This window comes from Collinsella sp. OM04-5, assembly GCF_003439125.1.
In the GTDB taxonomy this organism is placed as follows: Bacteria; Actinomycetota; Coriobacteriia; order Coriobacteriales; family Coriobacteriaceae; genus Collinsella.
On record NZ_QSUU01000004.1, the window covers coordinates 15,229 to 41,026 of the forward strand.

Annotated in this window: 20 protein-coding genes; 12 read left to right on the forward strand and 8 right to left on the reverse strand. The window is 57.1% G+C overall.

Annotated elements, in window-relative coordinates; translation table 11 throughout:
- Positions 1 to 22 precede the first annotated feature (22 nt).
- Positions 23 to 4,390, forward strand: coding sequence for a hypothetical protein (locus tag DXB53_RS03245; protein ID WP_117583292.1), 4,368 nt, complete (start codon positions 23 to 25; stop codon positions 4,388 to 4,390).
- Between the two features lie 90 nt (positions 4,391 to 4,480).
- Here the strand turns inward: DXB53_RS03245 and DXB53_RS03250 are convergent, their stop codons facing one another.
- From DXB53_RS03250 to DXB53_RS03260, 3 genes are all read right to left on the reverse strand, one after another.
- Entirely contained in the window at positions 4,481 to 5,065 is a 585-nt protein-coding gene (locus DXB53_RS03250) for a hypothetical protein (protein WP_117583293.1), read from the reverse strand.
- Between the two features lie 9 nt (positions 5,066 to 5,074).
- Positions 5,075 to 5,305 (reverse strand): helix-turn-helix transcriptional regulator, encoded by a 231-nt coding sequence (locus DXB53_RS03255; RefSeq protein WP_055252407.1) that lies wholly within the window; start codon positions 5,303 to 5,305, stop codon positions 5,075 to 5,077.
- Positions 5,306 to 5,575: 270 nt separating this feature from the next.
- Positions 5,576 to 6,136, reverse strand: coding sequence for a sugar O-acetyltransferase (locus tag DXB53_RS03260; RefSeq protein WP_055252408.1), 561 nt, complete (start codon positions 6,134 to 6,136; stop codon positions 5,576 to 5,578).
- A gap of 234 nt (positions 6,137 to 6,370) precedes the next feature.
- Between DXB53_RS03260 and DXB53_RS03265 the strand changes: the two genes are divergently transcribed.
- Both DXB53_RS03265 and DXB53_RS03270 read left to right on the forward strand, forming a co-directional pair.
- Positions 6,371 to 8,368, forward strand: a complete 1,998-nt coding sequence (locus DXB53_RS03265) for a type IIA DNA topoisomerase subunit B (protein ID WP_055252409.1) — start codon at positions 6,371 to 6,373, stop codon at positions 8,366 to 8,368.
- A gap of 45 nt (positions 8,369 to 8,413) precedes the next feature.
- Positions 8,414 to 10,654, forward strand: a complete 2,241-nt coding sequence (locus DXB53_RS03270) for a DNA gyrase subunit A (RefSeq protein WP_117583294.1) — start codon at positions 8,414 to 8,416, stop codon at positions 10,652 to 10,654.
- A gap of 99 nt (positions 10,655 to 10,753) precedes the next feature.
- Here the strand turns inward: DXB53_RS03270 and DXB53_RS03275 are convergent, their stop codons facing one another.
- From DXB53_RS03275 to DXB53_RS03285, 3 genes are all read right to left on the reverse strand, one after another.
- Positions 10,754 to 12,043, reverse strand: coding sequence for an ATP-binding protein (locus tag DXB53_RS03275; protein ID WP_117583295.1), 1,290 nt, complete (start codon positions 12,041 to 12,043; stop codon positions 10,754 to 10,756).
- 180 nt (positions 12,044 to 12,223) lie between these two features.
- Positions 12,224 to 12,754, reverse strand: coding sequence for a flavodoxin family protein (locus tag DXB53_RS03280; RefSeq protein WP_117583296.1), 531 nt, complete (start codon positions 12,752 to 12,754; stop codon positions 12,224 to 12,226).
- Between the two features lie 204 nt (positions 12,755 to 12,958).
- The gene (locus DXB53_RS03285; RefSeq protein ID WP_117583297.1) at positions 12,959 to 13,513 is read right to left on the reverse strand and encodes a TetR/AcrR family transcriptional regulator; all 555 of its coding nucleotides are present in this window, start codon (positions 13,511 to 13,513) and stop codon (positions 12,959 to 12,961) included.
- A gap of 143 nt (positions 13,514 to 13,656) precedes the next feature.
- Between DXB53_RS03285 and DXB53_RS03290 the strand changes: the two genes are divergently transcribed.
- The 3 genes from DXB53_RS03290 to DXB53_RS03300 are packed head-to-tail and all read left to right on the forward strand — an operon-like array spanning position 13,657 to position 16,160.
- Positions 13,657 to 14,622: a hypothetical protein gene (locus tag DXB53_RS03290; RefSeq protein WP_199409671.1), complete on the forward strand. Its 966-nt coding sequence runs from the start codon at positions 13,657 to 13,659 to the stop codon at positions 14,620 to 14,622.
- Positions 14,623 to 14,625: 3 nt separating this feature from the next.
- Positions 14,626 to 15,324: a hypothetical protein gene (locus DXB53_RS03295; protein WP_117583298.1), complete on the forward strand. Its 699-nt coding sequence runs from the start codon at positions 14,626 to 14,628 to the stop codon at positions 15,322 to 15,324.
- The gene (locus tag DXB53_RS03300) at positions 15,312 to 16,160 is read left to right on the forward strand and encodes an NAD-dependent protein deacetylase, SIR2 family (RefSeq protein ID WP_117583299.1); all 849 of its coding nucleotides are present in this window, start codon (positions 15,312 to 15,314) and stop codon (positions 16,158 to 16,160) included. The genes DXB53_RS03295 and DXB53_RS03300 overlap by 13 nt, the downstream gene beginning before the upstream one ends.
- A gap of 83 nt (positions 16,161 to 16,243) precedes the next feature.
- Here DXB53_RS03300 and DXB53_RS03305 read toward each other — a convergent pair whose 3' ends face one another.
- A complete protein-coding gene (locus DXB53_RS03305) occupies positions 16,244 to 16,804 on the reverse strand; it encodes a TetR/AcrR family transcriptional regulator (protein WP_117583300.1) in 561 nt (186 codons plus the stop codon).
- Positions 16,805 to 16,947: 143 nt separating this feature from the next.
- Here DXB53_RS03305 and DXB53_RS03310 point away from each other — a divergent pair, with 143 nt between their 5' ends.
- The 4 genes from DXB53_RS03310 (at position 16,948) to DXB53_RS03325 (ending at position 19,676) form a co-directional block, all read left to right on the forward strand.
- A complete protein-coding gene (locus DXB53_RS03310) occupies positions 16,948 to 17,148 on the forward strand; it encodes a hypothetical protein (RefSeq protein WP_055252679.1) in 201 nt (66 codons plus the stop codon).
- Complete coding sequence (locus tag DXB53_RS03315; RefSeq protein ID WP_055252677.1) at positions 17,145 to 17,834, forward strand: radical SAM mobile pair protein A; 690 nt, start codon at positions 17,145 to 17,147, stop codon at positions 17,832 to 17,834. The genes DXB53_RS03310 and DXB53_RS03315 overlap by 4 nt, the downstream gene beginning before the upstream one ends.
- Complete coding sequence (locus DXB53_RS03320) at positions 17,822 to 18,730, forward strand: radical SAM mobile pair protein B (RefSeq protein ID WP_117583301.1); 909 nt, start codon at positions 17,822 to 17,824, stop codon at positions 18,728 to 18,730. The genes DXB53_RS03315 and DXB53_RS03320 overlap by 13 nt, the downstream gene beginning before the upstream one ends.
- Before the next feature lie 199 nt (positions 18,731 to 18,929).
- Entirely contained in the window at positions 18,930 to 19,676 is a 747-nt protein-coding gene (locus DXB53_RS03325; protein ID WP_117583302.1) for an NAD-dependent protein deacetylase, SIR2 family, read from the forward strand.
- Between the two features lie 138 nt (positions 19,677 to 19,814).
- Here the strand turns inward: DXB53_RS03325 and tnpA are convergent, their stop codons facing one another.
- On the reverse strand, positions 19,815 to 20,285 hold the full coding sequence (tnpA, locus tag DXB53_RS03330; protein WP_117583303.1) for an IS200/IS605 family transposase: 471 nt from the start codon (positions 20,283 to 20,285) through the stop codon (positions 19,815 to 19,817).
- A 634-nt stretch (positions 20,286 to 20,919) separates the two neighbouring features.
- Between tnpA and DXB53_RS03335 the strand changes: the two genes are divergently transcribed.
- Both DXB53_RS03335 and xerA read left to right on the forward strand, forming a co-directional pair.
- Positions 20,920 to 24,747 carry an N-6 DNA methylase gene (locus tag DXB53_RS03335; RefSeq protein ID WP_117583304.1) on the forward strand — a complete coding sequence of 1,276 codons (3,828 nt, stop codon included), beginning with the start codon at positions 20,920 to 20,922 and terminating at the stop codon, positions 24,745 to 24,747.
- Between the two features lie 37 nt (positions 24,748 to 24,784).
- A complete protein-coding gene (gene xerA, locus DXB53_RS03340; protein ID WP_117583305.1) occupies positions 24,785 to 25,777 on the forward strand; it encodes a site-specific tyrosine recombinase/integron integrase in 993 nt (330 codons plus the stop codon).
- Positions 25,778 to 25,798 lie beyond the last annotated feature (21 nt).

The following is a 25,798-nucleotide window of genomic DNA, read 5'->3' on the forward strand; positions in this document are numbered from 1 at the left end:
ATTTGCGGGATGGGAGCCCAAGATGCTTGATCGCCGTTCGTTACTTGTTGCTGGAGCGTCCTCGCTGGCGAGCATCATGTTGCCTCGCGTGCCGGGAAGCGAAAATGCCTTCCTGCTGCCGTTCGCGCCCACCGCGGCCTATGCCGACGAAGAAGATCCCTTCAAGGTGCTCGTTCTCTCGCGCACCATGTTTGGTGTAGTCGTGGTCGACGTCGCCAACAAGAATACGCCCATCGCAGGTGCCCAGGTCACGCTCACATCGCGCTATGCCGTAGGCAAGCAGCTCACCGCCACGACCGATGACGAAGGCACGGCCATCTTTGAGGTCGCCCCTCTTTCGGAAGACTACGTGGACGAGGCAACGCTTCTCGACGCGTACGACTTTAACGGCGGCATCTCCATTAGCATGGCGGGCTACCGCGATGTCGAGATTCCCCTTGCGCGTATCCAGGGCGGCACCGCCATAACCGCACCCACACGTCCGCTGTCCGACGGCGAGCCGTACTTCCGCCAGCTCACATTCGACGAATGGGACATCCAGTACGCTGATGCCACGTTCATGGCATTGCCGAAGGACGACGCGGCAAACGACCAACCCGACACGCATGCCTTTATTGTACAGGCACATCTGCCACAGGGTGGACAGGCAACGCTGCACATCAACAAGGTAATGCCCGCCACGGGTAGCTCGCCCGAAACCGTCACGCAGATCGGCCAGATCAAGGCCAGCGCATCAGGCGCGGATAATCTGGCGACGTTCACACTCGAAGACAAGTTTCTCGACGCGGCATCGGGCCTTCTGGAGGAAGGGTGCAAGCTGCGCTTTGTCCTCGACTATCAGGGCAAAACCTACACGCTCTCATCCCCCATGGCCGTTGTCACCGCGCCGGCCGCAAAGGCGGAATCGGGCTCGACCACTATCGTCCCCACTACCATGGACCAAGAGGTCACTCCGTTTGATTTCCCCGCGGCGTTTCCCGGCATCGGCGGCAATAAGTTCACGTGCTGGATACCCACATTTCCGATCCTCTTCGATTTCTCGTTTGCTGGATACGTGCTGTTTGGCGGAGGATACAAACCAGCCAGCTATATGAACGATTCGGGCAATCCGGATCCGGAGTACTGGAAGAAGTCACCGCGCGAGTCGGGCGCCAAGCAGGCAAACCGCTACCTCGACGAAATGGAGGGGAAGTGGAATCAGTACAAAAGTATGAGTGCCGGTTCGGGCACCGATCCAAGAAACACCAAGCTCCTTCGCCACCATTGCACGCCGCTGTTCACGATGGATATCGCCACACAGCTGTACGGCTCGCTCGCCTACGATTGGGTGGGCAAAACCTGGGGTGACAACAACGACCCCGCATACGGCAATATTAAGGCCCTCTTCCAGGTAAGAACCGACCTCAATTGGACCGAGCAGTTTACCCTAGGACCGGTGCCGTTTTTCCTAAACGTCAACCCCTGGGTGCTGGCAAAACTGGCGCTCGCCGTGGGCGCCCACACGCACGGCAGCGGCGCGGCGTTTTTCAAGAACATTTCGCTCGACTATTCCAACACGTCGGGCTCGTTCACCATCCAGATCGGACTTGCCGTCACCTTTGGAGCCGGCATTGCAGGCGTCGCTTCGTCCGCTGTGCGTGGCGCCGCATCCCTCACACTGTTCATTGGGTACGAGAAGGCAGATGGACACCAGCTTCCGCGGCTGCGCGTAGGTGCAGACGTCGATGTCGATGTGATACTCCAGTTCGTAATGTTCAAGTGGACCACCAAGGCTTGGTCGGGGTCGTGGCCCACACTCATCGATTCGTGGAATATGTCGGTGAACAATGGCGACCAGTATGTGCTCCAACGCTCTGAGCTGGCATTGGGTGGAGATACGCCTTACACGCTGGATGCCTGCTTCGGCACGCCCGGCAACACCGAGGCAGGTGGTGTGCCGCAGTTTATCGCATCGGCCACCATCGTCACCAACGCCGAGCTGCTCGCACGCGCCGAGGTTAAGGCCACTGCCGTAAACGCCGCGCCTGTCGTGCGCGATTGGGATCAAGCGGTCACGCGCATTGAGCTCGAGGCGGATTCAGAAAGCGACGACACGGGACAGATCGAGCATTTCGTCCATGCACTGGTAGAGAACGACGAAAATGCCGCACCGATGTATGAGTACACCTACATCGGTCAGTCAACGAACGCCGTTGCGGACCCGAACGCCAATTCTGCCGGCGTGTCGGAGGACGAGCGTGGCGGCGTCAAACCCTCGAGCGACAACGTGCTGTTTTCCGGCGTGCTCAGCGAAGCCCACATGAAGCTAACGATGATTGCCGGCGTAGAATACCTGTTCCGTATCGCCTCGGTGCGCTACGGCGACAATGGCCGCTCGCGCCTGGTGGTGCACACAAAGGCAAACGGCACGTGGTCCGCTCCCACGCCCGTGGACTTTCCCCTTGGGTTTGGCGAGGGCGACGTGGAGCGCGACGGCATATTCGATTACGACTTCGACGTGGTGGAATATACGGACGGAAGAGGAAACCAGGACGCCTACGTGCTGCTGGTCTCGGGCGAGCGCCCCGCCGGCGACAACACCCTTTTCGATACGGCAAGCACAGCCGGCATACTGTCCGTTGTGCGCCTGCGCATAAGTAATGACGAGATCCGCGTGGTGTCGCATACGTCATGGCGCAGCATCTCGCGCGGCCGCCTGCAAGAGGATGGCTACCATTGCCTGCAGTGCCCGCGCATCACGGCAGGCAAGACGCTGGTCGACGGGCGCCTGTCGGGTGCCTACCTCCACCGCCGCGGAACCACCGCAGAGAAGGCGCTCGGCAGCGAGGCCGAGGTTGCGCTGGAATGCTTTACCCTGTGGTCGGATGATTTGGGCGACAGCCTGACGTTCCGCCAAGTTCTTCGCTTTCCGCAGGCACCGTCGAGTATCGAGCTGAGCGAGCCCGAGAATATCAACGGCAAAATGGTGGTGCCCGTTGCGTACGAGACCGCAGACGGTTGCGGCTGCGCATCGTACGCCGTGATCGGCCAGTCCATTGCGGGCTGGGGCGTTATGCCACCAGACGCCACGGTGCCCCATGCGGTGCCGTGGCCACAACATTCGGGCTTTTTGACCACCGTCAACGAGCAGCTGCAGCATATTACTTGGACGCGAGGCGCATCGGCATTTGCAACGCAGCCCGTGGGTGCCGCAGGCTGTGGCCCGGCATCGTTTAGCGTAAGCAACAACGGCAGGTGCGCGCTCTATGTAGAGAACACCGATGGCAAGGTGGGGCAAACCTACGACGAAGAAGGCAACCCGGTAGCAGTAATGGGCAAGCACTTCCGCATCTTCGCCAGCACCTTGGCAGGCGATCTGTTCACGGAGCCGTTCGTGATGTGCGAGCTGGACCATCCCGTCGATCAGATAACGACATTTTTGACGTCGGGAGGCATGCTCTCCGCGCTCGCCACGCACATTGTGAGCGCGGAGAAGAGCGAGGCAGAGCTGCACGGCATCGAAGTGCCTCTGGTGGCGTGTGCCACTCCGACGGGCGCGGTCGCTACCTCGGGCGCGGTGGTGCCCGGAGCAGCAGGCGAATCCTTCATGGTCACGGTGCGAAACGACGGCAACACTTTGCTGACTGCCGGCACAATCGATCTGTACCGAGAGGGCTCCAGCCAGCCGTTCTCCAGCGCATCCATCGGATTCGGAGCGAACGCACGCATGGCTTCGATCTACGATCCAGAGCTTGCCGAAGACGCTTCGGCCAACGACATGGCACACGTAAAGTACGCGCTCGAGACGCTGGGCGCACGTTTTGCAACGCACCCGCTGGTAGCCGACAACGGCAACGCCGTGCTGGCACCGGGTTGCACGGCACAGTTCCGCATGAGCTTCGCCATCCCCGAGAGTTGGAGCGACGAAGTGGGCAAACGCGTCACGCTGTATGCGAAGGCGCGTAATCTGGTGGCGCTCGATCCCGTAACGCTCGAGGAGATCCGACCGGGCGCAAACTCGGCGCTGAGTGCCGTTCTGCACGAGCTTCATGTGCCCGACGCGGCATGCGAACGCTCAGAAGTTCAGGTCGGCGTATGCGACAGCGCGGATACGACAGGACTTCACGACGCCCCGATGACAGCAGACGGCGATGGTAGCTCGAGTGGCGGCGGTACTGACGAGGGCGGCGGCTCCGGCGGAAGCAGCTCCGGCAGTGGCAAAGACCACGGCAATAACAAGCGCTCCGGAAAAGCGGGCGCGCTTGCGGGCACGGGCGACAGCAACGTCCCCCTAACCGCAGCCGCAGCAGCGCTCGCCGCAGTTGGTGCCGGCCTTGTCGCCTACAGCGCCCGCCGCACGGCGCTCGAAAAAGACACCGCCAATGAGGACAATTCGGATAGGCCTCGCTAGCTCCTAGTTACTTTTGTGAGAGGCGCCGACTCGGCTCATCGAACATCAAAATGGGCTGGTTCTGAATACCCAGAGCCAGCCCATTGCGCATTAAATGTCGTCTGAGGAGTCGAGTTCTGCCTCGAGCTTGGCACGGCGTCTTTTCGCCGTGAAAAACGTTGCGCACAGGACAGCAAACGTGGCCGCGAAAATCGTCGCACCGCAGAACACGCCCGTGACCAGGTTCGCCAACCAAAAGACGCTTTCGAGCGGTACGATCTGCGCCTCAGCGATACAGCGCATTGCGGCAATAACAAGCGCGAACGCGGCGCCGCTAAGACCGCTGACAAGCAGGAAATATCCAACAGGAAGATGCTCGGTTTGCCCAAAACGATTGGTATCGACATAGCCCTTCCGCGTTTGCAGTCCTGCGCAAATCAACATCACGAGAACGAGCCACAAATACATGGCTGCCTCGAACGGCGTTGCAAAGCCATGCGGCATTTCACTAGCGTCGCTGTGAACCCACGTAACCTGTCGAGCTATAAACTGGTAGAAAAAGATCATCAACATGCCAAACGAAAGCAGCACGAAGCCAATCTTGTAGATCTTCGCGTTCTCAGCCTCCAGGCGTTCATCCTTTTGGCCGGCATATTCACGCCACTTTTGCACGATTTTCAGATCTTCATATTTCATAGTGAACTCCTAAAGAGCATTAGGGTCGGCGTCGGTTTCGTCTTCCCAAAACAAGTCGTTCAACGTAACGCGCAGCGCCTTACAGATTGCCACGCACAAATTGAGCGTGGGGTTGTAGCCGCCCGCCTCGATAAGGCCGATGGTTTGGCGCGTAACGCCCACGGCTTGGGCTAAGTCAGCTTGCGAAAGGCCAGCCGCCGCGCGTGCCGCCTTCATGCGTAGGTTCTTTTTGCCCGGCATGGAGTTCCTTTCGTAGTAATGGACAGATATCCGTTGCAACATGACAGAAATATATTGCATCCTTCACAAGATGTCAACTATATCTGTCATTATGGAAACCATGTCCGCCATCGCCATGTGGACATAACAATTTCGATTCGCTATTCAATCTTACTCGGACAAAACCGAGTCGGAAGGACCCGAGTAAGTGGAACTTATCAGCATGGCCAACGCGCACGCCAATAACCGGATTTGCCGGAACCATGCGTGCCCCATCGTTTAATAGCTCCGTTATTGTTCGATGATCTTCTTGACGACCGCGGGAACGCCTGCCGCCACCACGTTGTCCGGAAGGTCTTCCGTCACGACGCTGCCCGCGGCAATTACGCAACCGCTGCCGATGGTAACCCCCTGCAACACGGATACGTTCGCGCCAAACCAGCAGTTATCGCCTACAACAATAGGCAGAGCCTTCTCGAGACCCAAGTTGCGGTCCTTTGCCTTTAGGGGGTGCGAAGCGGTGTAGAAGCCGCAAAACGGCCCGATAAACACGTTGCCACCAAAGGTGATAGAGCCGCCGTCCATAAAGTAGCAGCCATGGTTTACAAAGCAGCCCTCACCAAAGCTCGTCTTGCTCCCGTAGTCAAAGTAGGCAGGCGAAAGGACCGTCAGCCCTTGCGGAAGATCGGTATCGAGCAAGGATTTCAAAGCGTCAAGCTGCGCGTCGCTTCCGGGTTTTGCCATATTAAAGTCATAGCAGAGCGCCTCCGCCTTTGCGCGTTGCGCCAGGAGCTCCTCGTCAAAGTTGGCATCATGCCACTCCCCGCGCTCCATCTTCTCTTTCTCAGTCATTGCGCCCCCTCAAACAACATGCAGTCTTGATGCGGCAATTCTACCAGCCGATAAGCCACGGTTTTAACACGAGCACCACGCCGCGCAGGGAATGACCGCAGAAGCTAAAGGTCACCGACTCCGAACGCGCGTTCGATGGAATTCGTGTTAGTTGGAATCGTCCGAGGCCTGGGCTATGCTACCTTGACTATCTATATGACTACAACGCAGCAAAGGAGCATCGAGAGAGCGAGCATGGCAAAAAACACCGCAAACTATGGTAACGACAGTATTCGTCAGCTCAAGGACGAGGAGCGCGTACGCCTGCGCCCCGCCGTTATCTTTGGCTCGGACGGACTCGACGGCTGCGCGCATGCCGCCTTCGAGATCCTGTCCAACGCCGTTGACGAGGCGCGCCAGGGCTACGGCAAGCTCATCACCCTTACCGCCTTTCGCGATGGTTCCATTCAGGTAGAGGACAACGGCCGCGGCTGCCCGCTCGACTGGAACCCCTCCGAGAAGCGCTTTAACTGGGAGCTCGTCTTTTGCGAGCTCTACGCAGGTGGCAAATACAACAACAACCAGGGCGGCGACTACGACTTCTCGCTCGGTACCAACGGCCTGGGCTCGTGCGCGACCCAGTACGCATCCGAGTACATGGACGTCACGGTTTGGCGCGACGGCAACAAGTACTCCCTGCACTTTAAGAAAGGCAAGGTCGTTGGCGCCAAAAAGAAAGCGCTTGAGATCGAGCCCAGCGACGAGGACCGCACCGGCACCACCATCAAGTGGCGCCCCGATCTTGAGGTCTTTACCTCGATCAGCATTCCCCACGACTGGTATCGCGAGACCATGCGCCGCCAGGCCGTGGTCAACGCCAACGTGACCTTCCGCCTGCGCATTGAGGGCGACGATGGCGAGTTTTCCGAAGAGGATTTTTGCTATCCCAAGGGCATCGAGGACTACGTGCTCGAGAAGGTCGGTACCGACTACCTTACCGAGCCCTTCTTTATCGAGGCTGACCGTCGCGGTCGCGACCGCGAGGACCTGCCCGATTACAACGTCAAGATCACCGCGTGCATGTGCTTCTCGCGCACCTTCATGATGCAGGAGTACTACCACAACTCGTCATGGCTCGAGAACGGCGGTTCGCCCGAAAAGGCCGCCCGTAGTGCTCTGACCAGCGCCATCGATGCCTACATCAAGCAACAGGGCAAGTACAACAAAAACGAGAGCGGCATTAAGTGGCAGGACGTCCAGGACTGTCTGGTGCTGGTGACCAACTGCTTCTCCACCCAGACGTCCTACGAAAACCAGACTAAGAAGGCCATCAATAACCGCTTTATCCAGCAGGCGATGACGGCATTCTTTAAGGAGCGCCTCTCGACCTATCTGATCGAGAACAAAGACGCCGCCAACAAGATCATGGAGCAGGTGCTCATCAACAAGCGCTCGCGCGAGAACGCCGAGAAGACGCGCCAGAGCATCAAGACCAATCTGCAGCAGAAGACCGACATGGCCAACCGCGTGCAGAAGTTCATCGACTGCCGCTCCAAGGACAAGAGCCGTCGCGAGATCTACATCGTAGAGGGCGACTCGGCAGCAGGCGCCATCCGCACCTCGCGCGATGCCGAGTTCCAGGGTGTTATGCCCGTCCGAGGCAAGATCCTCAACTGTCTGAAAGAGGACTACCCGCGCATCTTTAAGTCCGACATCATCATGGACCTCATGCGCGTGCTGGGCTGCGGCGTAGAGATCAAGGACAAGCGCATCAAGAACCTCGGTGCTTTTGACCTGGATAATCTCAACTGGAACAAGGTCATTATCTGTACGGACGCCGACGTCGACGGTTATCACATCCGCACGCTTGTGCTCACCATGCTCTATCGCCTGGTGCCCACGCTTATCGACGAGGGCTACGTGTATATCGCCGAGTCGCCGCTCTACGAGATCAACTGCAAAGAGAAGACCTACTTTGCCTACACCGAGCTCGAGAAGAACGGCATCCTCAAGGAGATTGGCGACCAGAAGTGCTCGATCAACCGCTCCAAGGGTCTTGGTGAGAACGATCCGGACATGATGTGGCTCACCACCATGAACCCCGAGACGCGCCGCCTGATCAAGGTAGAACCCGAGGACGTCACCAAGATGGAGACCATGTTCAACCTGTTGCTGGGCAACGACGAGACGGGCCGCAAGCGTCACATCTCCGAGCACGGCAAGGAATACCTGGACCAGCTGGACCTGCAGTAGCAGCAAATCGATAACGACGGCCCATAAGAAGTTCAAGAGGAAATCGTGGCAAAGAAGAAGACGAAGAACCAGCCCAAGAAAAAGCAGGTCAACGCCGAGAACGTCATCGGCCTGCACTCCGAGGTCACCGATCAGCCGATCACGCAGACGCTCGAGGTCAACTACATGCCCTACGCTATGAGCGTCAACGTCTCGCGTGCGTTCCCCGAGATTGACGGCTTTAAGCCCTCGCACCGCAAGCTGCTCTACACCATGTACAAGATGGGTCTGCTCAAGGGCGAGCGCCAGAAGAGCGCCAACATCGTGGGCCAGACCATGAAGCTCAACCCGCACGGCGACGCCGCGATCTACGAGACGATGGTGCGCCTGGCCACCGGCAACGAGGCGTTGCTCGCCCCCTTCGTTGAGTCGAAGGGCAACTTTGGCAAGTACTATTCGGGCGACCTGAGCTACGCCGCCTCGCGCTATACCGAGGCCAAGCTCTCCCCCATTAGCGCCGAGATCTTCAAGGACATCGACAAGGACCCGGTCGACTTCGTCGACAGCTACGACGGCGCCATGAAGGAGCCACGCCTGCTGCCCACCACGTTCCCCAACATCCTCGTCTCGGCCAACAAGGGCATCGGCGTCGCCATGGCATCCGATATCTGCGGTTTCAACCTCAACGAGGTCTGTACCGCCACAATGCATTACCTGCAGGATCCCGACTGCGACCTGCTCGAATACATGCCCATGCCCGACTTCTCGACCGGCGGCGAAATTATCTACCGCCGCGAGGAGATGGAAAAGATAATCGAGACCGGCCTTGGCGGCTTCCAGATCCGCTCCCGCTGGCGCTGGATTCCCGAAGAGCGCATCATCGAGGTCTACGAGATCCCCTACACCACCAAAACCGATGTCATCATCGAGCGCATCGTCAAGCTCTCCAAAGAGGGCAAGGTCAAGGAGATTGCCGACATCCGCGACGAGACCGACCTCTCGGGTCTGCGCATCGCCATCGACCTTAAGCGCGGTGTCGACCCCGACAAGCTCATGGCGAAGCTCTATCGCTCGACCACGCTGCAGGATTCGTTCTCGTGCAACTTTAACGTGCTGGTCGACGGCTATCCCCGCGTTATGGGCGTGCGCCAGATCCTGCACGAGTGGGTCAAGTGGCGTATTGAGTCCACGCGTCGCCGCATTAACTTTGACCTGGGCAAAAAGTCCGAGCGTCTGCACCTGCTGCACGGCCTCGAGGCAATTCTGCTCGACATCGACAAGGCCATCGCCATCATCCGCGGCACTAAGCTCGAGGCCGAGGTCGTGCCCAACCTTATGAAGGGTTTCGACATCGACGAGACCCAGGCCGAGTTTGTTGCCGAGCTCAAGCTCCGCAACATCAACGAAGAGTACATTCTCAACCGCACCAAGGACATCGCCAAGCTCGAGGGCGGGATTGCCGAGCTTGAGGAGATCCTCTCCAGCGAGGAGAACATCAAGAAGGTCATCAGCGACGAGCTAGCAGCGGTCAACAAGAAGTACGTGATGCCGCGCCGCACGGGCAGGATCGAGCCCCATGAGGTTATCGAGGTAAGCTTGGAGCCCGAGGTCGAGGAGTACCCGGTCACCATCATGCTCTCGCGCGATGGCTACCTAAAGAAGATGACGGACCGCGTGCTCAAGAAGGCGACCACGCTCAAGTACAAGGACGGCGACAAACCCTTTATCGAGTTCCCGTCCTCCAACACCCACGAGCTGCTGGTCTTTACCAACAAGAGCCAGGTGTACAAGTGCAAGGTCGCGGCGTTTGAGGACACCAAGTCGGCCCAGCTGGGCTCGTACCTTCCGACCGATCTTGAGATGGAACCCGACGAGAGCGTCATCTGGGTCATCGACCCCGAGGACTACAAGGCCGACGTGCTGTTCGTCTTTGAGAACGGCCGCGTGGTGCGTGTCGCGCTTTCTGGATACGCTACCAAGACCAACCGCAAGCGCCTTAAGAACGCCATCTACGGCGGCAGCAAGCTGCTGTATGCGCAGGTGCTCAAGGAAGACCGCGACCTCGCGCTGGTCTCGAGCGACTACCGCCTGATGAACTTCAACACGTCGCTGCTCAAGACCAAGACGACCACCAACACGCAGGGCGTCCAGGCTTTCACGGCCAAGAAGGGCCGCTCGGTCACCACTGTCGGCACGACCGAGGAGATTCTTGGCGCCGGCGTCTCGGCCGAGAAGTTCACCGCGCAGAGCCTGCCCTCTGCCGGTGCCCTCATGAAGGAAAACGACATGCCGAGTTTGTTTGACTAGGACGACGGCGACCAAACCGTCATGGTTTAACTAAGCAGCGGGGCCCGGAGCGCAGTAAACGCTGCGCCCTGGGCCCCATGCATTACACCAGCATCATCCCTATAGACAAAATGCCGCATAAAGTGGAACAGACATAAGCCCATCATTCATTCCAAAGGGCTTAGTCGATAGCCTGATAAGGCGTACGCCCGGATGGGTCTTTTTAAGTGAGGACAGGCTTCGAGATCTTGTGTTCTCTCCCGCCTTGACTTCAATCGCAGACAAGCATCCCTGCTTCTCTACTACAAAGTCGATTTCCGCACGATTATCTCGCGCCCAATAATGCAGCGGATAGCCCATGGCTGAAAGCTGTTGGGCGACGTAGTTTTCGGTAAGTGCACCCATGAATGTGCCGCCGATGCCGGCAAGAATATCGGCGCGTTGAGCACCGGCCTTGGAGACGAGCAGCCCTGTATCCGCCTGATAGATTTTAAAAGCAGAAGGGTTAACGAAGGCCTCTAAAGGGCTTTCGATCTGCCCGACTAGGCTGCAGCGCGCCACCGTACCCGACAATACAAGCCAGTCGAGAGCATCTCCAAAGAGAGACGCATTGCCCCCCGCTCGCACTACCTTGTATTGAAATTTGCGATTCTCTTTGGCAAGCTGCTGTGGAATGGAATCGAAGCACGCACGCGTCTTTGCGCTCAAGCGTTCATCAGCATATTTATTGGTGTCGGCGGAATATCCGTCGAGAATAATCCGATGCTTTTCGGCCACATCAATGATTGACTGATCATCGATATACGTTTGGACCGCCTCGGGCATTCCGCCAACAACAAGATACTGTCGATAGAGCCTAAGCGCCTTTTCATGAAGGCTTGGCGCAAGAGGACCCATTAACTCGAATGACGAGCGTATCTCATCGACCAGCTGATCGTGCCCCATTGCCCAGAGAAACTCCTCGAAATCGAGTGGAGTCATCTCGATCAAGTCGGTCTTTCCGACGGGGAACGAATACGACTGATGGTTAATGGCAACCCCAAGAAGCGACCCGGCAGCCGCAACGTAATACTCGGGAGCATCTTCGCAAAAGTATTTAAGGGAAGTGAGCGCTTCCTCGCATGCCTGGATCTCGTCAATGAACAGTAAGGTTTTGCCAGGCACGATACGCTGTCCCGTACGAGCCTCGATCGCGCGCACAATCGAATGAGGGTCAAGACCGCCCGAAAAATCCGCTCGCGCCGACCGGTCGTTCTCAAGATTAACGTAGACAACCGATTCGAAAAGATCCTGGGCGTACGTTCTGAGCAAATAGGTCTTGCCACACTGGCGCACGCCTTTGACCAGCAAAGGTTTTCTATCAGCTCTGTCTCGCCATTCCCTAAGTAGCTCGTCTGCCTTGCGACGCATACGCAACCTTCCCTCATTAACTTCTGTTTGACAATATTTTAACGCGGATTAATTTGTTTTCAGTTATTTTTCTGCGTTTAAAAATTGTTCTATACGGCGCTTGAGGGAATGCGCCCCTATCTCTCGGTAAGGACAGCAAGCATTTCCACCAACACCGATTGCCATGCGCTCTTCTTGCCCTTAGGCGAGCTTGCGAGCGAGCTCTCGCACCTCTTCCAGCTTGGGCGAGGAGGCCATGCTGTCGCGCTCGGTCATACCGCTGATGGTGACAATGCCCTGGTCCTCCCACTTGCAGTATGCGCACGTGGACTTGTACATGGCGATCGCCGCATCATAGACGCCCTCGCTGTGGCTATCGAGCAAAAGGGCCGTCTTGGTGAACGGGAAGCCCGTAGCACCGAAGGCGTACAGGCGGTCGATGACAGCCTTCTCCTGCGCAGTGATATCGAACCAGTAGATAGGCGAGGCAAAGACGACCATATCTGCGTCTTTCAGCGACTCGATCACGTTGACCATGTCATCCTTCTGCACGCAGACGCCCTCATGAGCGAAGCAGTACTGGCATCCCAAGCAGCCGGCGATCTTCTTGCTGGCAACGCGGACGACCTCGACCGTATTGCCGCCCTCACGCGCGGTCTCGGCAAACGCCTCGACCATGGTATCGGTATTGGCGCCCTTACGCGGGCTGCCGCTCAATACAACGATATTCATAGGATTCCCTCTCCTTCATGCTGCAGGCGCGCAGCATTTTTTCTTGTAACCAAAACAAATGGGGTTAATCAATCGCCAGCAGGCCATATCTCTTGCTCAAGTTCCCTAAAGAAGCTCAAGGCGATTGCAATTGCCTTATACAACATCGAAAACCAAAGAGGGGCCATAGCAACGTCGCCTGCCCGAAATGGCCTGCGGTTAAAATCAACTACGGGGATCGTGACGAGCCGATACCGCCCGCATGCCCCCTTCGGAATAGGCGCTGAGCAGCTCCTGAGCGTGGGCAAACTCGGGCCCTCGCCTCCAACCGAGCAGGCGGTTGACCGCGAGATTTCCCTGGACGTTGTGGACGAAGAGCAGATAGGCGTCCTCGCGCGAAAGCCCAGTCTCCTCCATGATCGAGGGAACCATCTGCTCGGCGCCGCGCTCGACGACGCGCTGTGCCACCCGGGCGTACGCGTCGTCATCCGAGTAGAGCAGATAATAGTCATCGTTTGCCGGCGGACGCTGGCAGAGGGCACCCGCCTCCGTTCCCTCGAGCGGCGGCACCGCCGCCAAGGCCTCGTCGATAAGCGCGTCGAGCAGGGCGAACTTGTCCTCGTAGTGCAGATAGAACGTGCCACGGTTGATATCGGCGCGGCGGCAGATATCCGCTACCGTCATCTTCGCGAAGCCGACCTCGGCCAGCAGCGCGAAGAACGCCTCCCGTATGACCGAGAGTGTATAGCGTCGGCGACGATCGATCTTCCCCGCTTCCATTACCCCTCCAATTGCAACGCTCGACAATGCCCGGCAATCGTTCGTTTATCAACGGCGCATCGAAGCTGTTCATTGCTCTCGCACAAATCAACATGGATACTTTTTATCAACACCTGTTCATAATAGCTGAAAGAAGGTATCCAGTGACTCTGTACGAGCAGTTCGTTATCGAGCTCACCAACCAATCGTTTTCCCTTCAGGCCGCCTATCGCAGCGGCGGCACGCCCTATGAGCTGAGTGACCGCGAGCCTAAGCCCTACGAGCAGCAAATTGAGGACGTCGCCCGCATGATCGATGAAGCCGATTGCGTGCTTGTGGGCGGGGCCTCCGGTCTCTCCGCGGCAGGCGGCGGCGACTTCTACTACGAAGACAACGCAACCTATCGCAAGCATTTCGGCAAATTCGCCGAGCGTTACGGTTTCAAGGGCGCTTTCGAGGGGTCGTTCTACCGTTGGCCCACCGCCGAGGCGCGCTGGGGATACCTCGCCACCTTCCTCGACACCACGCTCAACGCCCCGCTGCGCAAGCCCTACAGGGACCTCGACGCCATTCTCGCCGAGAAGGATTTCTTCGTGCTCACCACCAACCAGGACACGCAGTTTGTGAAGCTCTATCCCTGGGAGAAAGTGGCAGAGATCCAAGGCGACCACCGCTTCTTTCAGTGCTCCCACTGTTGCACCGACGAGGTGTGGAACGCGGTCGAGCCGGTCTCCCACATGGTAGAGGCCATGGGAGACGGCCTTGAGGTTCCGACAGAGATCGTGCCGCGCTGCCCGCACTGCGGGGCAGAGGCGTTCCCCTGGGTTCGCGGCTACGGCAACTTCCTGCAGGGCGAGCTCTACGAGGAGCAGTACCACAAGGTGTCCGACTGGCTCGACGCGCACGCGCGGCAGAGGATCCTTTTCCTCGAGCTGGGCGTGGGCCGCATGACGCCCGCGTTTATCCAGGAGCCGTTCTGGGCCCTCACGGCGCAGTTGTCGCAGGCTAGCTACATCGCCGTGAACAACAGGACGCAGTTTCTCCCCCGCGCGATCGAGGATCGGGGGCTCGCCGTTCGCGCCGACATCGCCGACGTGCTCGCCGACGTGCGCAAGACGCTGGGGAGGTAGCACATGGAAACGGTGAAAGCAGTTCGCATAGGCACGGCGCTTTCCGAGGCGGATCTTGTCATCATCGGCGCCAGCAACGGGCTGGACATGGCAGAGGGGCTCAACCTCTTCTGCGCCGATGCTCATTTCCGAGAGGCGTACGGCGACCTCGCTCAGGCCGACGGCATCGGCTGCATGCTGCAGGGGCTCGCCTCCCCGGATGCCAGCGTGCGAAGCCGATGGGTCGAGCGGTTCCATCAAAAGGAGTATGTCGAGTATGAGCCCAGCCCGCTCATGAACGGGCTGCGGCGTCTTACAGAGCACGCCGACGCCTTCGTGATCACGTGCAATATCGACGGGCACTTCGTACGCGCAGGGTTCAACGAGAACCGCGTGCTCGAGACGGAGGGGAGCATACGCACGTCGATCGACGAGCGGCGTCTCGCCCATCCAGACGCCCTCGCCATGACCCAGCTCGACGAGCTCGCGCGTCTTGTGCAAGCCCATCGCAACGGCAGGGTCGCCATCCTCGAACTTGGCGTGGGACTGCACAACGGCGTCATAAAGCGCATGCTCGCCCAGATCGCGAACGCCTGCGAGCACGCCACCTACATCGTGTTCAACTACGGCCAGGCCATGGCGCCCGACGCTTCGTGCGAGACGATTCTCGTTGACGGCGATATGGCCCCGGCTTTCGAGGAGATCGCCCGATGCCACCCCTAGAAAGAGAAGCGCGTAGGCTTCGAAGCCTTATCGACGATGCCGACGCCATCATCGTCGGCATCGGCTCGGGCATGTCGAGCGCCGCCGGGTTCAACCATTACAACCGCGCGGGCATGGCGCGCGCAGGAATGGCGGACTGGCAGCAAGCCTTTGGCTTCAAGAGCCTTTTCGACGGCTTCTACCACCTCTACCCCAGCCTCGAGCAGCAATGGGCCTACTACGCGCGATATATCGATTTCATGCTGCGCGAGCCGACCTCGCAGCCCTATCTCGACCTACGGTCCCTCATCGGCCATAAGGACTACTTCATCCTGAGCACCAATGTAGACACCCAAGTCGAGAAGACGTTTCCCACCGAGAGGATCTGCAACTATCAGGGAAGCTTCGCGCACCTTCAATGCAAGCAGCCATGCTGCGACGAGCTCTTCGATGCGAGCCCCTACGTCGAGCGCATGCTCGCGGGCATGGCGGGGTTCGAGATCCGCAGCGAGGATGTCCCCCGATGCCCGCACTGCGGCTGGCAGCTTGTGCCGTGGGTGCGCGACGACACGTTTCTGCAGGGTGCGGCATGGCGCGAGAGCCTCGGACGATACGAGCGCTTCGTGCGCGAGCGCAGCGATCGCCGCGTGCTGTTGCTGGAGCTCGGCGTGGGCGAGATGACCCCCGGCATCATCACGCTCCCGTTCTGGAGCATGACCGCGAAGCTGCCGGATGCGCACCTTTTGAGCGTAAACATCTCGGGCGACTCGGCTCCGTTGCAGCTTGGAAGCAAGGCAGGGGCGATCCAGGCCGATTTGGGCGCCCTGCTCTCGGTGGCGCGGGCAGGTGGCGAGTAACGCGGAGCGGTAGACGCGCAATGAGGTTTTAGCCGCAGCCTCCGAACGAGAGGGCTCGGAGGCTGGTATTCCTGAATCGCAGGTCACGATGGGTTATCGGAATCGCGAAGAGCGGATACCGCCAGTAAGCCCCCTTCGGAATAGGCGTTGAGCAGCTCCTGGGCATGGGTGAACTCGGGGCCTCGTCTCCAGCCGAGCAGGCGGTTGACGGCCAGATTGCCCTGGACGTTGTGGACGAAGAGCAGGAAGGCGTCTTCGCGTGAAAGCCCTGTTTTCTCCATGACCCAGGGAACCATCTGCTCCGCTCCGCGTTCTATGACGCGCTGGGCTACGCGAGCGTATGAGTCGCTGTCCGAATAAAGCAGGCGATAATCGTCGTCTGCCGGCGGACGCTGGCAAAGCGTTGCCGATTCAACCCCCTCAAGCGGGGGAGCCGCTGCCAATGCCTCGTCGATAAGCGCATCGAGCAGCGCGTACTTATCCTCGTAATGCAGATAGAACGTTCCCCGGTTGATCTCGGCGCGGCGGCAGATGTCCGCCACCGTCATCTTCGCGAAGCCGACCTCGGCCAGCAGCGCGAAGAACGCCTCCTGTATGACCGAGAGGGTGTAGCGCCGCCGGCGGTCGATCTTGGTTTCTCCCATCGCCTCTCCAATCTGAGTCGTTTGACAATGTCCAGTAGCTGTTCGTTTATCGACAGGTGCACGCGTTTGTTCATTGCCCCTGCGAAAATCAACAAGGATACTGTTTATAGACACCTGTTTTTTATAGCTGAAAGGGAGCACGGATGACCCTGTGCGAGAAGCTCGGCATCGGGCTTGTCAGCCGATCGTTTTCCCATCGGGCCGTCTATCGAAACGGCGGCACGTCATACGATTTGAGCGATTGCGAGCCTGCTGCTTGCAAGCAAGATATCGAGGCTTTTGCCCGCAAGGTGGGGAAGGCTGATTGCGTGTTTACGGGAGAGGCAGGTAGGCAGGCGTTATGAGCATCTGCATCAAAAATCAGATTCAGAATATGAATATCGTCATCGGCTGCACGGTGGGGTGTCCATATTGCTATGCCCGTAACAATGTGAAACGTTGGCATATGATTGACGACTTCGCTGATCCTGCGTTCTTCCCGAGCAAGCTCAAGATGATGGAAAAGAAACGCCCGCAGAACTTTCTCCTTACCGGCATGAGCGATCTCTCCGGGTGGAAGCTGGAATGGCGAGACGAGGTATTTGCAAAGATCCATGAGAATCCACAGCATCAGTTCCTGTTCCTGACCAAGAGACCCGATTTGCTGGATTTAGATACCGACCTGGAAAACGCATGGTTCGGCGTTACGGTGACGAGGAAAGCGGAGCTGTGGCGTATCGACGCCCTTCGGAAAAACGTCAAAGCAAATCACTTCTTCGTTACTTTTGAGCCGCTATTCGACGATCCCGGTACGGTCGACCTTTCCGGAATCAACTGGATCGTCGTCGGTACCATGACCGGGGCGCAGAGCAGGAAGGTTCATACGGAACCGGAGTGGGCATGGTCTTTGACGGACCAGGCGCACGCGCTTGGCATTCCAATGTTTATGAAGGAAGACCTCGTCTCTGTCATAGGGGACGAAAACATGATTCAGGAATTGCCGGAAGAATTCGAAAGAGTGCTGGAGGTGCAGAGAACATGGCGGAAGTGATCGATGGAATCCTCATCAATGAGGTGGAAGCAAAGAACATCATGACCAAGTCCAGCCTGCCGGTAGGCGGCTACTCGGTCAATCCCTATGTAGGCTGCACGCATGCCTGCAAGTATTGCTATGCCTCCTTTATGAAGCGCTTTACCGGACACAAGGAGGAATGGGGCACCTTTCTTGATGTGAAGCATTGGCCGGAAATCAAGAATCCGAAGAAATACTCTGGACAGCGGGTGGTTATCGGTTCTGTGACGGATGGCTACAATCCACAGGAGGAGCGATTCGGGAATACCAGGAAACTCCTGGAGCAGCTGATTGGCAGCGATGCAGATATTCTGATCTGCACAAAGTCCGATCTTGTGGTACGGGATATCGATCTGCTGAAGAGGCTTGGACGAGTGACCGTTTCATGGTCGATCAACACGCTGGATGAGAACTTCAAGAACGATATGGACTCCGCGTCGAGCATCGAGCGTCGTATCGCTGCTATGAAGCAGGTGTATGACGAAGGTATCCGTACGGTCTGCTTCGTGTCCCCGGTATTTCCCGGCATCACGGATTTTGAGATGATTTTTGAGCGAGTAAAGGATCGGTGCGATTTGTTTTGGCTCGAAAATCTCAATCTTCGGGGTGGTTTCAAAAAAACGATCCTGGATTATATCGCCGAGAAACATCCCAATCTCGTACCGCTTTACGATGAGATCTATAACAAGCGCAACCGTAGCTATTTTGAAGCGCTTGAAGTAAAAGCCGAGGAAATGGCCAAGAAGTACGATTGCCCCTTTGTGGACAACGAAATGCCTTATGGCAGAGTCCCCCAGGGGCATCCGGTGATCGTGGACTACTTCTATCACGAGGAAGTCCGAGGGTCAGATAATAGCGGAAAAAGAAATCGTTAAACGGAAACCGACGACGATTCGCTCGAGCGATTAGCGTCCACGCGTGGCTTCTGCCGATTGGCGCAACGGGCGACGGATTAAGGGATCGCTCGGGCGGATGATCCCGCTGCAGTACAGGCGGTCGCTCAATTTAGCGGCATGAGCGTTTTCGCACGGAAAACCAGTATCCCCTGTGCCGAGTTTAATCGTAGCGAATACAATGGGCACTGAGCATCAATCGAAAGTAGTCAAGAGCCTTTTCGACGGCTTCTACCACCTCTACCCCAGCCTCGAGCAGCAGTGGGCATACTATGCGCGATACATCGACTTCATGCTGCGCGAGCTGGCCTCGCAGCCCTATCTCGACCTACGGTCCCTCATCGGCCATAAGGACTACTTCATCCTGAGCACCAATGTGGACACCCAGGCCGAGAAGACGTTTCCCGACGAGAGAACCTGTAACTATCAGGGAAGCTTCGCGCACCTTCAGTGCAAGCAGCCATGCTGTGACGAGCTCTTCGACGCGAGCCCCTACGTCGAACGCATGCTCGCGGGCATGGCGGGGTTCGAGGTCCTCAGCGAGGATATCCCCCGATGCCCGCATTGCGGCTGGCAGCTTGTGCCGTGGGTGCGCGACGACACGTTTCTGCAAGGCGGAGCATGGCGCGAGAGCCTCGAACGATACGAACGCTTTGTGCGCGAGCGCAGCAGTGGCCGCGTGCTGTTGCTGGAGCTCGGCGTGGGCGAGATGACCCCCGGCATCATCACGCTCCCGTTCTGGAGCATGACCGCGAAGCTGCCGGATGCGCACCTTTTGAGCGTAAACATCTCGGGCGACTCGGCTCCGTTGCAGCTTGGAAGCAAGGCAGAGGCGATCCAGGCCGATTTGGGCGCCCTGCTCTCGGCGGCGCGGACGGGCGACGAGCAGCGCAGTTCATCGCGCCGTGTTTCATGCGTGGACGCTTAAATCAAAACCACCCCTAGAAGGGGTGGTTTGCTCTTAGGGTGTAACCCTTGGATTTCCGGCACGCGTCTAAAGGCGCCGGCCCTCACGGGGTTCGGGCCGCACTGCAGATTGACCCGTGACGGGCCGGTCAAACCGGCGCTATTTACGCCCCGGCCCCCTATCGAAGGGGTCCTCGTACTCCTTGGCGCTCAGCCGGTCGAGCGCGATGTCGGCCTTCTCCTGCTCCCGGATGTACTTCGCGATCGTGGCCTCGTTCAGGCCGACGGTGGACACGCAGTGGCCCTCGGCCCAGAACTTCCTGTTGCCGAACTTGTACTTCATGTTCGCGTGCCTGTCGAATACCATCAGCGAGCTCTTCCCCTTCAGGTAGCCCATCACGCTCGACACGCTGTACTTCGGCGGTATCGCCAGCAGCATGTGGACGTGGTCGGGCATCAGGTGCCCCTCGATGACCTCTATCCCCTTGTACTGGCAGAGCTTCCTGAAGATCTCCCCAAGGTCGGACCTTATTTGGTTGTAGATGACTTTGCGCCTATACTTCGGCGTGAACACGACGTGGTACTTGCACGTCCACTTCGTGTGCGACAGGCCGTAGGCCTTCTGGGCCATACGCCACCACCGCCCTCTCGACTCGGATTCCTTGCGGCCTGAACAATCGCAAGTGTCCGGCGAGGGGGCGGCTTTGTAAAGCCGTTTGGCCCCACCCGCATAGCGGGTGGTTTCTGATGCGGCGCGCTGCGCGCCCCGCACAGGCTAAAGCCTGTAAATAAAAATACCCCCGATTCCAAGTGGAAATCGGGGGTATCTCATCGGGTGGCTTTCAAGCAGTTTGCAAAACTGCAGGTCGCAGACCTTCATTGCTAGTAGGAGAAATGAGTAGTCTCGGGTGGCTTGCCCATGAGTTGACGAATAAGTTGGAGCTTCGCCATTGGCTCAATCGCTTCGCGCGCTCGATAAACTTGTTTAGTAAAAGGCGGATCGGTCACCGATGGACGCACGACGAGAAACACGTACCTCCAGTGGTTCAAGCACGGCGCGCGTGAGGATCTCTGCAAGCAACCGCCTGGTACGCTACTGTTGCCAGCGTGGCTTAGCGGACTGGCGAATCCCGCCCCGTGCGCGTCATCATCCAATCAAATGCCCTGGCAAGCAGCAGCACCGCCAATCACACTACGTTCTTACGGCGCCCTCTGCGATAAAATTAGCGAATTGTGTTTTCACCTCGCAGCTACGGAGACATTAGATGATTACTCTGGACAATCTTCGCGACGCACTTAGGGCTCTGTGCTACGAGCCCTCGGGCGACGGCACCGTTTATCAGAAATCCTGGGAAGAGACCAGCGCGCAAATCACGGTCGATTTTTCCAAGAAACGCATCGGCTACCCGAAAGACCTGGGGTTCAAAGTCAACAAAGACACAACTTGTAACTTTTCCGATAACGAGAACTTCGTCGTACTCGTCTGCGTAACCATGCTCCTCGACAAAGGATATCGCCCCGAATCACTTGAGCTGGAGCGCGAATGGGCCCTTGGGCACGAACAAAAGAGCGGCCGCGCTGATATCTGCATTAATGACGAGAGGGGCGACACACTCGCAATCGTCGAATGCAAGACCCCTGGAACCGAGTTCAAAAACGAATTCAAGAACATGCAGTCAGACGGAGGGCAACTCCTCTCCTATTGGCAACAAGAGCGCGCGACTCGCTGGTTGGTACTCTTTGCATGCGATTTCATCAACAACGAAATCGTGCCAGACCAGGTTTCAATTAACTGCAGCGATGACGAGAACTTCATCGCGCTCGCCAAACGCGATGACACCATTGCGCTCTACCGCGACGCCCATACAGTGGAACAGCTCCATCAAGTTTGGACGGAAACGTACAACCAACAAGTCGAGGGAAACATCCTCTTTGGCGATAGGTCGACGGCATACCACCCGATGGTTCCTCCCCTTCTCAAGAAGGACCTTGTCGACTTCAGGGCCGAAGACAGCATCGTCAACCGCTTCGAGGAAATCCTCCGCCACAACAACGTCTCCGATAAAGAGAACGCCTTCAATCGCCTTATCGCGCTCTTTATCGCGAAGCTCCAAGACGAGCTCTCGAAAATGCCAACCCAGGAGATTGAGTTCCAATACCGCCAAGGACGCGACACCTACGAAACGCTCCAGGACAGGCTCCAGAGACTCCACTCAGACGGCATGAGAAAGCTCATGCGGGAAGAGGTCCTGTACGTTCCCAACGACTACGCCGAAAACCTCATAAGCAACTATACGGGCCAGCACCGCAAGAAGCTCATCGAGGAGCTGAACGGCACGCTGCGCAAGCTCAAGTTCTATACCAACAATGACTTTGCGTTCAAAGACGTCCACAACGAGGAACTCTTTCTTCAGAACGGCAAGGTACTCGTAGAGACGGTGCAACTTCTACAGCCGTATCGCATCGTAGGAACTCAAGACATTCAATTCTTGGGCGACCTCTTCGAACAGCTCCTTAATCAGGGCTTTAAGCAAAACGAGGGCCAATTCTTCACACCTGTGCCCATCACCCGTTTTATTTGGAAGTCACTCCCACTCGACAGCATCGTGCAGGACGAGGCTGGTGCCGTGCACTATCCACGCGTTATCGATTACGCCTGTGGCGCGGGGCACTTTCTCACAGAAGGATTCGAAGAAATCTCCGACGCCGCATGCCAATATGATCCGACCATAGAGGATGACCTCGGAGACGCCGACTGGGTCAGAGACAATCTCGTCGGCATCGAGAAGGACTATCGACTCGCTCGCGTTTCCAAGGTCTCGTTCTACATGCATGGCGCAGGGCAGAGCAACGTGGTCTTCGGCGACGGACTTGAAAATTATCCCGACAAGGGAATCGACAGCCGAACCGACAGGGGACGCTTCGACATTCTTGTCGCCAATCCCCCGTACTCTGTCGCGGCCTTCAAACCGCATCTCAAGCTTCACAACAACGAACTCAAAGTGCTGGAAACCATCAGCGATAGCGGCTCGGAAATCGAGACCCTCTTTGTCGAGCGTGCGGCACAGCTTGTTCGGCCCGGAGGCTACGCCGCCATTGTCCTCCCCACCTCGATCCTCGACAAGAGCACGAGCTCGAGTTTCATGGCCGCACGCGATGTGCTTTTGAGCTCCTTCGAGATCGTCTCCATCGCCAGGTTTGGATCAGGCACATTCGCGGCCACAGGAACAAACGTCGCAATTATGTTCCTACGTCGCTTTGACGAGATCCCGCCCCGCAATGCGAACGCACTTGATTTCGTTGACGCTGTTTTTGAGCGCAGGAAGCTCACTGGTTGGAAAGACGAAAGCGCTTTCAACGCTTATCTCGACACAATTAATGTAGACGGAGATACTTACCGGGCTTTTCTCGCAGGAGAGGCTGGCTGGAACGAATGGGCAAACACTCGCCACTTCAACGTTTATTGCCATCTTTTCGAATCATCGAAGGAGCTCAAGACCCTTCGAAAGAGCAAGACTTGGAAGGCGGCCGACAAGAACTCACAGCTCAAAGCAGAGAACGAGCTGTTCTATCGCTATGCGCACAAGGAAGAGCGCAAACGCCTGCGCGTTTGGGGTCTCGTCTGCGGCGAACAGACGCTCATCATCAACTCACCTAACACGACCAAGGAAATCGCCTCTTTCCTTGGCTACAAATGGAGCAATCGCAAAGGCAACGAGGGGATACAGCCCATCGATGGTGAGGGCGTGCTCTATTCGGACGACGAATCGGACGACACGAACTCGCTAAGCGGCATCATCAGAGCATGGTTCTCCGGCGAGCAGGTTGAGCCCGGCGACCTTGCCCAGTACTACTACTATGCCAAGACCACCGATTTCATCGACTTTGATGCCGAGAAGTTCGACGAGACTCTTACGATTCCCCGCTCTTTCTACAAGCCCCGCTCGTTCGCCCAGGGCACCGTAGTCAAGACGCTTAGAGACATCACATCCTACGTTACCAACAGCGTGGCCCAGAGTTCCATCACCACCGACACTTACGTAACAACGGAGAACATGGTCAAGGATCGTGGCGGCATAACCGCCTATAGCGGAGAGCTTCCGGCAAGTGCTGGCACCGCATACAAGAAGGGAGACACGCTCGTCTCCAATATTCGCCCCTATCTGCAGAAGATTTGGCTCGCAGACCGCGATGGGGCGTGCTCCAAGGACGTTTTGGTATTCCGAAGCATAAATACCGACAGCCTATTGCCCGAGTTCCTCCATCTGCTCCTGTGGCAGAAGGACTTCTTCGACTACGATATGTCCACCTTCACGGGAACCGGCAGGCCTCGCGGAGACAAGAATGAGCTGCTCAAATACCCCATCCCAGTCCCGACGCTCTCCGAGCAGAGAGCCCTCATCGACGGTTTCAATCGCTTAACAGATGAAATCAATAGCAAAAGACAGCAAATCGCCGCTCTCAAGGAAAGCGTCAAATCACGGTTTGTCGAGATGTTTAGAACCAAGACACACGCATCATGGCCAATCGAAACAATCGGCAACTACAGCATAGAAATGCACTACGGCACTTCAGCAAAAGCCGGCGCCGATGGCGATTATGTCTACATCCGAATGAACAATATCACCGACGACGGCATCCTTGACCTAACCGATACAAAGCGAATCACCCTAAAGGGCCAAGCTCTCGAAAATGCTACCGTCCGCTATGGCGATATGCTTTTTAATCGAACCAACAGCATTGACAAGGTTGGGAAAACTTGCGTTTTTCATCAGTCAGAGACCATGGTTATTGCTGGGTACATCGTGTGCGTAAGGTTCGCTGACCACAGCTCTGCCGAATATGTATCTGGTTACCTGAATTCAAAGGAAGGAAAGCGAGTCCTTCGTAATATAGCGAAGGGAAGTGTCCATCAGGCAAACATCAGCGCAGCAGACTTGGCCGCTATTCCCATTGCAATTCCCCCGTTGTCCCTCCAACAGGAGTTCGCCGACTTCGCTGCCGAGGCGGACAAATCGCAATTTGCACTCGAGCAAGAGGTCGACGCCCTTTCCGCAGAGCGCGACGCCCTTCTAGACCGATTCCTCGCGTGATACGTTCCTCCCATCCATATCGGGATGGGAGGAACTGATGCACACGACGATCGAAATAGCAAACGCGGTTCTCACAAAAATGCAGGCACTCGTTAGCGGCGAAGTGCTTTCGTATCTCGAGAGCGTCCTTATGAGCGAACTCAGGGGCATCGAACTTGAAGTGAACGCGCTCAGCAATGTCGAAGACGAGGCCTCAAAGTACATGGAGCGATTCCTCGCAGCCAAAACCATCGAGGGATGCTCGCCTAAGACCATCAGGTACTACAAGGCCACACTTACAAGGGCGCTCGAAGCAATCAAAAAACCAATTGTCCGGATTAGTTCAGATGACTTACGAACATACCTGAGCGAATATCCCATGGGTAATAACGCAGGGAGCATCACCGTCGACAACGTCAGGCGCATCCTGTCGTCATTCTTCTCTTGGCTTGAAGACGAGAACCATATACTCAAAAGCCCTGCACGACGCATTAAAAAGATTCGCTCAAAGAGAACGGTCAAGTCCGTATATTCTGATGAAGAACTTATAGCCCTCACAGACGCCTGTTCTTGCAAGAGGGATCTGGCAATCATCAACCTTCTTAGTTCAACAGGGATGAGAATAGGCGAACTCGTCTCGCTCAATCGAGAAGACGTTGATCTAAATCGGCGAGAGTGCATTGTACTCGGAAAGGGCAACAAAGAGAGAGTCGTCTATTTTGATGCGACTACAAAGCTGCACCTAAACAACTACCTGCAAGAACGCAGCGATAACGTCGCCGCGCTATTCTGTAGTCTCACAAAGCCGAGTTCTAGGCTGCAAGTAAGCGGAGTCGAGCTCCGCCTTCGCTCCTTGGGAACAAAAGCAGGCGTCAAACACGTCCACCCACATAAGTTCAGGAGAACGCTGGCCACCAAAGCAATTGGAAAAGGAATGCCCATCGAGCAGGTGCAGAAGCTGCTTGGCCATCAAAAGATTGATACAACGTTGATGTACGCAATGGTCGATCAGGACAACGTAAGGGACTCTCATAGAAGGTATATCTGTTAAGTCAAATCACGGTTTGTAGAG

Excerpts from the sequence above, each read along its gene's own strand:
- DXB53_RS03335 (WP_117583304.1), top strand. The coding sequence starts at position 20,920 with ATGATTACTCTGGACAATCTTCGCGACGCACTTAGGGCTCTGTGCTAC.
- DXB53_RS03310 (WP_055252679.1), top strand. The coding sequence starts at position 16,948 with ATGACCCTGTGCGAGAAGCTCGGCATCGGGCTTGTCAGCCGATCGTTT.
- DXB53_RS03245 (WP_117583292.1), top strand. The coding sequence starts at position 23 with ATGCTTGATCGCCGTTCGTTACTTGTTGCTGGAGCGTCCTCGCTGGCG.
- DXB53_RS03320 (WP_117583301.1), top strand. The coding sequence starts at position 17,822 with ATGGCGGAAGTGATCGATGGAATCCTCATCAATGAGGTGGAAGCAAAG.
- DXB53_RS03250 (WP_117583293.1), bottom strand. The coding sequence starts at position 5,065 with ATGAAATATGAAGATCTGAAAATCGTGCAAAAGTGGCGTGAATATGCC.
- DXB53_RS03325 (WP_117583302.1), top strand. The coding sequence starts at position 18,930 with ATGGGCACTGAGCATCAATCGAAAGTAGTCAAGAGCCTTTTCGACGGC.
- DXB53_RS03285 (WP_117583297.1), bottom strand. The coding sequence starts at position 13,513 with ATGGAAGCGGGGAAGATCGATCGTCGCCGACGCTATACACTCTCGGTC.
- DXB53_RS03260 (WP_055252408.1), bottom strand. The coding sequence starts at position 6,136 with ATGACTGAGAAAGAGAAGATGGAGCGCGGGGAGTGGCATGATGCCAAC.
- DXB53_RS03295 (WP_117583298.1), top strand. The coding sequence starts at position 14,626 with ATGGAAACGGTGAAAGCAGTTCGCATAGGCACGGCGCTTTCCGAGGCG.
- tnpA (WP_117583303.1), bottom strand. The coding sequence starts at position 20,285 with ATGGCCCAGAAGGCCTACGGCCTGTCGCACACGAAGTGGACGTGCAAG.
- DXB53_RS03265 (WP_055252409.1), top strand. The coding sequence starts at position 6,371 with ATGGCAAAAAACACCGCAAACTATGGTAACGACAGTATTCGTCAGCTC.
- DXB53_RS03280 (WP_117583296.1), bottom strand. The coding sequence starts at position 12,754 with ATGAATATCGTTGTATTGAGCGGCAGCCCGCGTAAGGGCGCCAATACC.
- DXB53_RS03300 (WP_117583299.1), top strand. The coding sequence starts at position 15,312 with ATGCCACCCCTAGAAAGAGAAGCGCGTAGGCTTCGAAGCCTTATCGAC.
- xerA (WP_117583305.1), top strand. The coding sequence starts at position 24,785 with ATGCACACGACGATCGAAATAGCAAACGCGGTTCTCACAAAAATGCAG.
- DXB53_RS03305 (WP_117583300.1), bottom strand. The coding sequence starts at position 16,804 with ATGGGAGAAACCAAGATCGACCGCCGGCGGCGCTACACCCTCTCGGTC.
- DXB53_RS03255 (WP_055252407.1), bottom strand. The coding sequence starts at position 5,305 with ATGCCGGGCAAAAAGAACCTACGCATGAAGGCGGCACGCGCGGCGGCT.
- DXB53_RS03275 (WP_117583295.1), bottom strand. The coding sequence starts at position 12,043 with ATGCGTCGCAAGGCAGACGAGCTACTTAGGGAATGGCGAGACAGAGCT.
- DXB53_RS03315 (WP_055252677.1), top strand. The coding sequence starts at position 17,145 with ATGAGCATCTGCATCAAAAATCAGATTCAGAATATGAATATCGTCATC.